General features: G+C 66.7%; 5 protein-coding genes. All 5 read right to left on the bottom strand.

The annotated features are described in order from the left end of the window. Positions 1 to 201: 201 nt before the first annotated feature. On the bottom strand, positions 202 to 1,146 hold the full coding sequence (locus EN738_RS27480; RefSeq protein WP_127286421.1) for an ABC transporter permease: 945 nt from the start codon (positions 1,144 to 1,146) through the stop codon (positions 202 to 204). After that, the gene (locus EN738_RS27475) at positions 1,143 to 2,192 is read right to left on the bottom strand and encodes an ABC transporter permease (protein ID WP_127286420.1); all 1,050 of its coding nucleotides are present in this window, start codon (positions 2,190 to 2,192) and stop codon (positions 1,143 to 1,145) included. The genes EN738_RS27480 and EN738_RS27475 overlap by 4 nt, the downstream gene beginning before the upstream one ends. Before the next feature lie 242 nt (positions 2,193 to 2,434). Continuing rightward, positions 2,435 to 3,946, bottom strand: coding sequence for an ABC transporter ATP-binding protein (locus EN738_RS27465; protein ID WP_127286419.1), 1,512 nt, complete (start codon positions 3,944 to 3,946; stop codon positions 2,435 to 2,437). Positions 3,947 to 4,117: 171 nt separating this feature from the next. Next, positions 4,118 to 5,143, bottom strand: a complete 1,026-nt coding sequence (locus tag EN738_RS27460) for a BMP family protein (RefSeq protein WP_127286418.1) — start codon at positions 5,141 to 5,143, stop codon at positions 4,118 to 4,120. Positions 5,144 to 5,476: 333 nt separating this feature from the next. Further along, a partial coding sequence (locus EN738_RS27455) for a 3-hydroxyacyl-CoA dehydrogenase NAD-binding domain-containing protein (RefSeq protein WP_127286417.1) occupies positions 5,477 to 7,239 on the bottom strand: 1,763 nt, incomplete at its 5' end.

Here is a 7,239-nt window from a genome sequence, read left to right as displayed (position 1 = left end):
CTTGGCGCCCTTCCTCTCCCCCGTCGATCGGGGGAGAGGTGTCGAGCGCAGCTCGACGGAGTGGGGGTCGACCCTCGGCGCGGTGCAGGGAGTTTCCTGCGCATCGGTTGGCGACGGTTGCGAGGTGGTTCCCCCGCTCCGCCGCTGCTTCGCAGCGCCACCTCTCCCGCTCCGGAGGGAGAGGAAAGGGCGCCAAGTCCTCTAACGCTCCTCCCTGCGGAACGGCTTGAGCAGCGCCGAGGGCGCGACCGCGTTGCGCGACATGAAGGCCATAGCGACGATGGTGAAGATGAAGGGCAGCATCAGGAAGGCTTCGTAGGGGATGTGGCCGAGCCCGCTCGCCTGCATCCTGAGCTGCAGCGCGTCGACGAAGGCGAACAGCAGCGCCGCCCCCGCCGAGCGCCACGGGTCCCAGCGGCCGAACACGACCAGCGCGATCGCCACCCAGCCGCGCCCGGACACCACGCCGAAGGTGAAGGCGTTGAACTGCGCCATGGTGAGGAATGCGCCGGCAAGGCCCATCAGCGCGCCGCCAAGGATCACCGCCTGGAAGCGCGTGCCAATCACGCTGACGCCGGCCGAGTCAGCGGCGCGCGGGTTCTCGCCGACCATCCGCACGGAGAGCCCCCATGGCGTGCGGTAGAGCACGAAGGCGGCGAGCGGAACGGCGATGATCGCCAGATAGACAAGCGTGAACTGGTTGAACACCGCCGGGCCGAGGATCGGAATGTCCGAAAGCAGCGGGATCGGCTCGGGCTGGAAACCCTTGATGCTCGGTGGCACCGACTGCTGGCCGAAGATCAGCCGGTAGAGGAAATACGCGAGCCCTGAGCAGAACAGCGTCACGCCGATGCCGCAGACATGCTGGCTTAAGCCCAGCGCCACCGTGAACAGCGCATGCACCGCGCCCATCAGCGCCCCAGTCGCCACGGCCACCAGCACGCCGAGCCACAGGCTGCCGCTGAGGCTGGTGGCGGTGAAGCCGGCCATTGCCGACAACAGCATGATGCCTTCGATGCCGAGATTGAGCACGCCGGCACGCTCGGAAAACATTTCGCCGAGCGTGGCGAAGGCGAGCGGCGTGGCGATGCGGATGATGGCGGCGAGGAAGCCGACCTGGAAAATCTGCTCGAACACCGCGCTCATGTCGCTACCCGCCGAATTCGATAGGCGGTGAACAGCAGCGCCACCAGCATGGCAAGCAGCGCCGTGCCCTGGATGACGTCGCTGAGGAAAGCCGGCACGCCGGTCGCCCGCGACATCGCCTCGGCCCCGGTCATCACCGCGGCAAGGAAGAGCGCCGCCGGCACCACGCCGAGCGGACTAAGCCTGGCCAGCATGGCAACGACAATGCCGGAATAGCCGTAGCCGGGCGAAATGTCGCTCATCACCTGGAAATGCACGCCGCCGACCTCGCCGACGCCGGCCAGGCCCGCCAGCGCGCCGGAGAGCAGCGCGGTCGAGATGAGCACGCGCTGCACGTTGATGCCGCCGTAGCGGGCGGCTTCCGGATTCTCGCCGGTGACACGGATGCGGAAGCCGAGCGTCGTGCGTGCGATCAGGAACCAGATCAAGGGCGCCGCGACCAGCGCCGCCACGACGCCGAGATGCAGCCGCGTACCCTCGACCAGCACCGGGAAATTGGCCGAATCCTCGATAGGCGGCGAGATCGGATAGCCGCTGAAGCTATCCTTCCACGGCCCCTCGATCAGCGCCATCAGCGCGTAATAGATGACCGAGTTGAGCAGCAGCGAACTGACCACGTCGTCGACCTTGAATTTGACGCGCAGCGTCGCCGGCACCAGCGCCACGGCGGCGCCGGCCGCGGCACCCGCCAGCGCCATCAGGAGCATGGCGAGAGTGCCCGGCATCGGGATGGCGCCGACGAAGCAACTCGCCACGGCGCCCGCCAGCAACTGGCCCTCGGCACCGATGTTCCAGAATTTTGCCCGGAAGGCGACCGCCACCGCCAGGCCGGTTAAGATCATCGGCGCGGCGCGCACCAGCGTCTCGGTGATGGCGTAGCTGTCGCCGAGCGAGGCCGACAGCATCACGCCATAAGCCTCGATCACGCCGGCGCCGGCCACCGCTATCAGCCCGCTGCAAAGGACGAGCGCGGCGCCGATCGCAAGCAGCGGCAGCGCCAGATTGAACCAGGCCGGAGTGCTGGTGCGGGCTTCCAGGCGAAACATCAGGCGTGGCCCTCCGCTCGCCAGATGTCGGCGCGGCCCCTCATCCGCCTGCCGGCACCTTCTCCCCGTATAGTGACAGGGAGAAGGGGGCTGGCCGCAGCCGTCACACCCTTCTTGCAACGCTCGCGATTGGCGAAATCATCGATGAAAGCGCCCCTCTCCCCCTCACTATACGGGGAGAGGATGCCGGCAGGCAGGTGAGGGGCGGCGCCGACGTTCGAAATCAGAGGCAAACCCACGCTCTACGCCCTCCCCTCCGCGCCGGTCATCATCAGGCCGAGCCTTGCGACGGTGGCCTCCGCGCCGGCCAGCGTGCCGGCGATGCGGCCCTCATACATGACCGCGATGCGGTCCGAGAGCATCAGCAGCTCTTCCAGATCCTCGCCGATGACGACGATGCCGCAGCCTTTGGCGCGCATGGCGAGGAACTTTTCGTGGATGAAGCGGGCGGCGCCGATATCGAGGCCGCGCGTCGGCTGCGAGACGATCAGCACCTTCGGATCGAAGGCGAGCTCGCGCGCCAGCAGTGCCTTCTGCAGATTGCCGCCGGAGAGCGCGCCAGCGCGCACCATCGGTCCGGGACAGCGTATGTCATAGGCCTTGATCTGGGTTTCGGCGAAAGCGCGGATGGCGGACGGATTGAGCAGACCCTTGCGGCTGAACGCCTCGGTGCCGATGCGCGGCAGCACCATGGAATCGGCAAGCGGCAGGTTGGTGACCAGGCCGGTCGTCATCCGGTCCTCGGGGATGCGGCCAAGGCCGAGTGCCTGCACCACGCGCGGCGAGAATTGCGCAACTGCCTTGCCGGCCATTGTCATCGTGCCGGTTTTCGGTGGCAGCATGCCGGAGATGACATCGGCCAGCGCCCGCTGGCCATTGCCGGAGACGCCGGCGATGCCGAGGATCTCGCCGGAGCGGACGAAGAGCGACACCTCGCGCAGCGGCGTGCCGGCATGGCCCGAGGTCGAGATGCGATCGAGCAGCAGCACGGAGCCGCCCGGTGTCGAAGCCTCTTTGGTCGGCGGCACGATCTCATGACCGCACATCAATCGCGCCATCTCGGACGACGTCGTGTTGGCGGGGTCGTCGACGCGGCCGGCGACCTTGCCGTGCCGCAGCACCACGCAACGGTGGGTCAGCGCTCTCACCTCGTTGAGCTTGTGCGAGATGAAAATGATGCCGAGTCCCTGGCCCGCCATCGAGCGCAAGGCGGCGAACAGGCCGTCGACCTCGCTTGGCGCCAGCACCGCCGTTGGTTCGTCGAGGATCAAAAGCTTGGCGCCGCGAAACAGCGCCTTGATGATCTCCAGCCGCTGCTGCTCGCCGACCGACAGCGCCGAGACCGGCAGGGCGGGATCGAGGCTCAAGCCGTGCTGGCGGCCGATCTCCTTCAGCCGCGCCAGCCCGCCAGCGCGGTCGATGCGGCCTGACTTGCCCGGAATGCCGATCAGGAGGTTCTCCAGCACCGTCAGCCGCGGCGCCAGATGAAAATGCTGGTGCACCATGCCGATGCCGGCGGCGAGCGCGTCTGCCGAACTGTGGATGGCGACCGGCCGGCCCTCGACCAGTATCTCGCCGGCGTCAGGTGCATAGGCGCCGAACAGCACGTTCATCAACGTTGTCTTGCCGGCGCCGTTCTCGCCAAGCAGCCCAAGGATCTCGCCAGGTGCGACGCTGAGATTCACGGCCTCGTTCGCCTTGACGGCGCCGAAGCTCTTGGTGATGCCGCGCATTTCGATCAAAGGGGCGGACAAGGGATACTCCTGGTATCCCTCCCCCTTGAGGGGAGGGTGCCGAGCGAAGCGAGGCGGGAGGGGTCACCTCAACCGCCTCGACCTATGACTTAGCAAGCTGGAGCGCGTCGCGGGCGACCCCTCCCGGCCCTGCGGGCCGCCCTCCCCTCAAGGGGGAGGGGAACGCCGGCTCTAATCCGAAACCGGCGTGTTCTCGTCGACGTCGACGCGGAAATTTCCTTCGAGGATCTCGGCTTTCTTCTTCTCGACCAGCTCCTTGACCTCGGCCGGCAGCGTCTTGTCGAACTTGTGATACGGCGCCAGGAACGAGCCGCCCTTGGCCATGCGCGAGAAGTCGCCATAGTCCTGCGCGGTGAAGACACCCGCCTTGACCAGTTTGATCGCCTGCTCGACCGTCGGGTACATGTCCCACACCGGCCCGGTGATCACCGTATCCGGGCCGAGGCTCGACTGGTCGGACATGTTGGAGATGGCGAGGATCTTCTTCTCCACCGCCGCTTCGATGACGCCGAAGCGCTCGGCATAGATGACGTCGACGCCGGCATCGATCTGCGCCACGGCTGCTTCCTTGGCCTTCGGCGGATCGAAGAAGGAGCCGATGAAGGCGACCTTCTTCTTGACGTTCGGGTTGACCTCCTTGGCGCCGGCGAAGAAGGCGTTGACCAGCCGGTTCACTTCCGGAATGCCCATCGCCGCGACCGCGCCGACCGTGCCGGACTTCGACATCTTGCCGGCGATCAGGCCGGAGAGATAGGCCGGCTCATGGATCCAGTTGTCGAAGACGCCGAAATTGGGCTCGGCCGGCCCGGCGCCGGAGCCGAACAGCCATGCGGTCTTCGGGAACTGTTTTGCCGTGCGGCGCGACTCGCGCTCGGCGGCGAAGGCATCGCCCAGCACCAGCTGGTAGCCGCCCTGCGCATATTCGCGCATGACGCGGCTGAAGTCGGCCGTCTGCACCTTCTCCGACCATTTGTATTCGATGCCCAGCTCCTTCTCGGCCTTCTGCAGGGCGACGTGGATTTGGTTGTCCCACGGCTCCTCGATCGGCGTGGCGAAGATCGCCGCCACCTTCAGCTTCTTGTCCTTGGCGAAGGCGGCATTCGGCAGCACCGCCGCCGCAAGGCCGAGCGCGCCGAGTTCCAGCACGGTGCGCCGCGACAGGCCGGCGCGTTGCGTCTTGCTATGATCGTCTTTCATGGAAGTGCCCCTCTGGTTGACAGCCGTGTCGAGCCGGCCGTTCTCAGGAATGTCAGACGCTGGACTATGGAACGGTGTCTGAGTTTTGTCCACATGGTCAAATTTGATGTGGTCGCTTGGATGCCGGAAGGGTGGCGGGACAGCGCCCCCCTCTGTCCTGCCGGACATCTCCCCCACTTGGGGGGAGATCGGATGTCACGCCGGCTTTACCAGCGTGGCTAGAAGAGCGAGGCGCCAAAACCGCTAATCTCCCCCCTTGTGGGGGAGACGTCCGGCAGGACAGAGGGGGGCGTGAAGGAACGCGGCGTTCATTCTAGATGGTCGATGACCGTACTAGCCGCCAGCACCGTCCCACGACCCCGTCTCCGCGAACCTTCTCAGCATCGGCACCGGCTCGAAGATCACCCGACCGGTTAGCCGGTGCCAATGCTCCAGCCGCTCGACGATCTTCGCAGCCCCTTCGAGGCCGGCCCAGAACATCGGCCCACCCTTGCCGATGGGAAAGCCGTAGCCGTTCGTCCAAACGACGTCGATGTCCGACGCGCGGGCGGCAATGCCTTCCTCCAGGATCTTCGCGCCCTCGCTGACGAGGGGATAGAGCGTGCGCTCGATGATCTCGTCCGCGCCGATCTCGCGCCGCGCGATGCCGAGCTCGGCCGCCTTGGCGCGGATCAATTCCTCGACCTCGGGATCAGGGACGGGCTCGCGCGAGCCGCTTTCATAGCGATACCAGCCCCTGCCGGTCTTCTGGCCGAAACGGCCCTGCGCGCAGAGCGTGTCGGCGATGACAGCTATCTGGCCGCGCGCCTTGCGATTGCGCCAGCCGATGTCGAGGCCGGCGAGGTCGCCCATCTGGAACGGCCCCATCGGCCAGCCGAAATCGATGAACGCCTTGTCGACCTGGCCGGGCGTCGCCCCTTCCAGCAACAGCGCTTCGTTCTCCGTGCCGCGCGCGGACAGCATGCGATTGCCGACGAAGCCGTGGCAGACGCCGACGACGACCGGCACCTTGCCGATGCGCCGCGCCAGCTCCGCAACCGTCGCCAGCGCGTCGGGCGCGGTCATATCGGCGCGCACGATTTCCAGGAGCTTCATGACATTGGCCGGCGAGAAGAAATGCATGCCGAGCACATCTTGCGGCCGCGACGTCGAGGCGGCGATCTCGTCGACATCGAGATAGGAGGTGTTGGTGGCAAGGATCGCGCCCGGCCTGGCCACCGCGTCGAGTTTGCCGAACACCTCCTTCTTGACCGCCATGTCCTCGAACACGGCCTCTATGACCAGGTCGCAATCGGCAAGGTCGGCATAGTCGGTGCTGCCCTTGAACAGGCCAAGCCGTTGCTGCCTGGCCTCTTCCGTTAGCGAGCCACGCCCGACCGAGACGGCGTAGTTCTTCTCGATCATTGCGAGGCCCCGTTGCAGCGCCTCCTCGCCGGTTTCGAGCAAGGTCACCGGAAAGCCGCCATTGGCAAAGGCCATCGCGATGCCGCCCCCCATCGTGCCGGCGCCGATGATGCCGACGCGGGCGATCTTGCGCCGCGTGACGTCCTTGCCTTGTATCTTTGCCGCTTCGCGTTCGGCGAAAAACAGATGCCGCTGCGCCCGCGACTGGTCGCCGGACACCAGCTTGAGAAAGAGCTGGCGCTCGGCCGCCAGCGCTTCATCGAATGGCAGCGTGATCGCGTTGCGTACTGCCTGCGCGCAGGCAAGCGGAGCCTCCAGGCCGCGCGCCTTCCTGGCCAGCTCGGTGGCCTGGGCGTCGAAAGCCGAAAGATCGGTTTCGGCAAGGCGCTCACTGCGGTCGCGAACCGGCAGGAATGGCCCGCCGTCCGCAACCATTTCGCTAGCGAAACGAATGGTCGCCGCAAGGAGTTCTTCCTCGAAGACCGCGTCGACAAGACCCGCCGCTTTGGCCTCGCCGGCCGAAATCGGCGTTCCCGAAACGATCATGCCGAGCGCCTTCGCCGCGCCGACCAGGCGCGGCAGGCGCACCGTGCCGCCGCCGCCCGGCAGCAGGCCGAGCTTTACCTCGGGCAGGCCGAGCCTGGCGGCTTGGTCGGCGACACGGAAATGGCAGCCGAGCGCCAGTTCCAACC

This window comes from Mesorhizobium sp. M4B.F.Ca.ET.017.02.2.1, assembly GCF_003998955.1.
In the GTDB taxonomy this organism is placed as follows: Bacteria; Pseudomonadota; Alphaproteobacteria; order Rhizobiales; family Rhizobiaceae; genus Mesorhizobium; species Mesorhizobium abyssinicae.
Note: the sequence above shows the minus strand (reverse complement) of the source record. Positions and strands in the feature narration are given on the sequence as shown.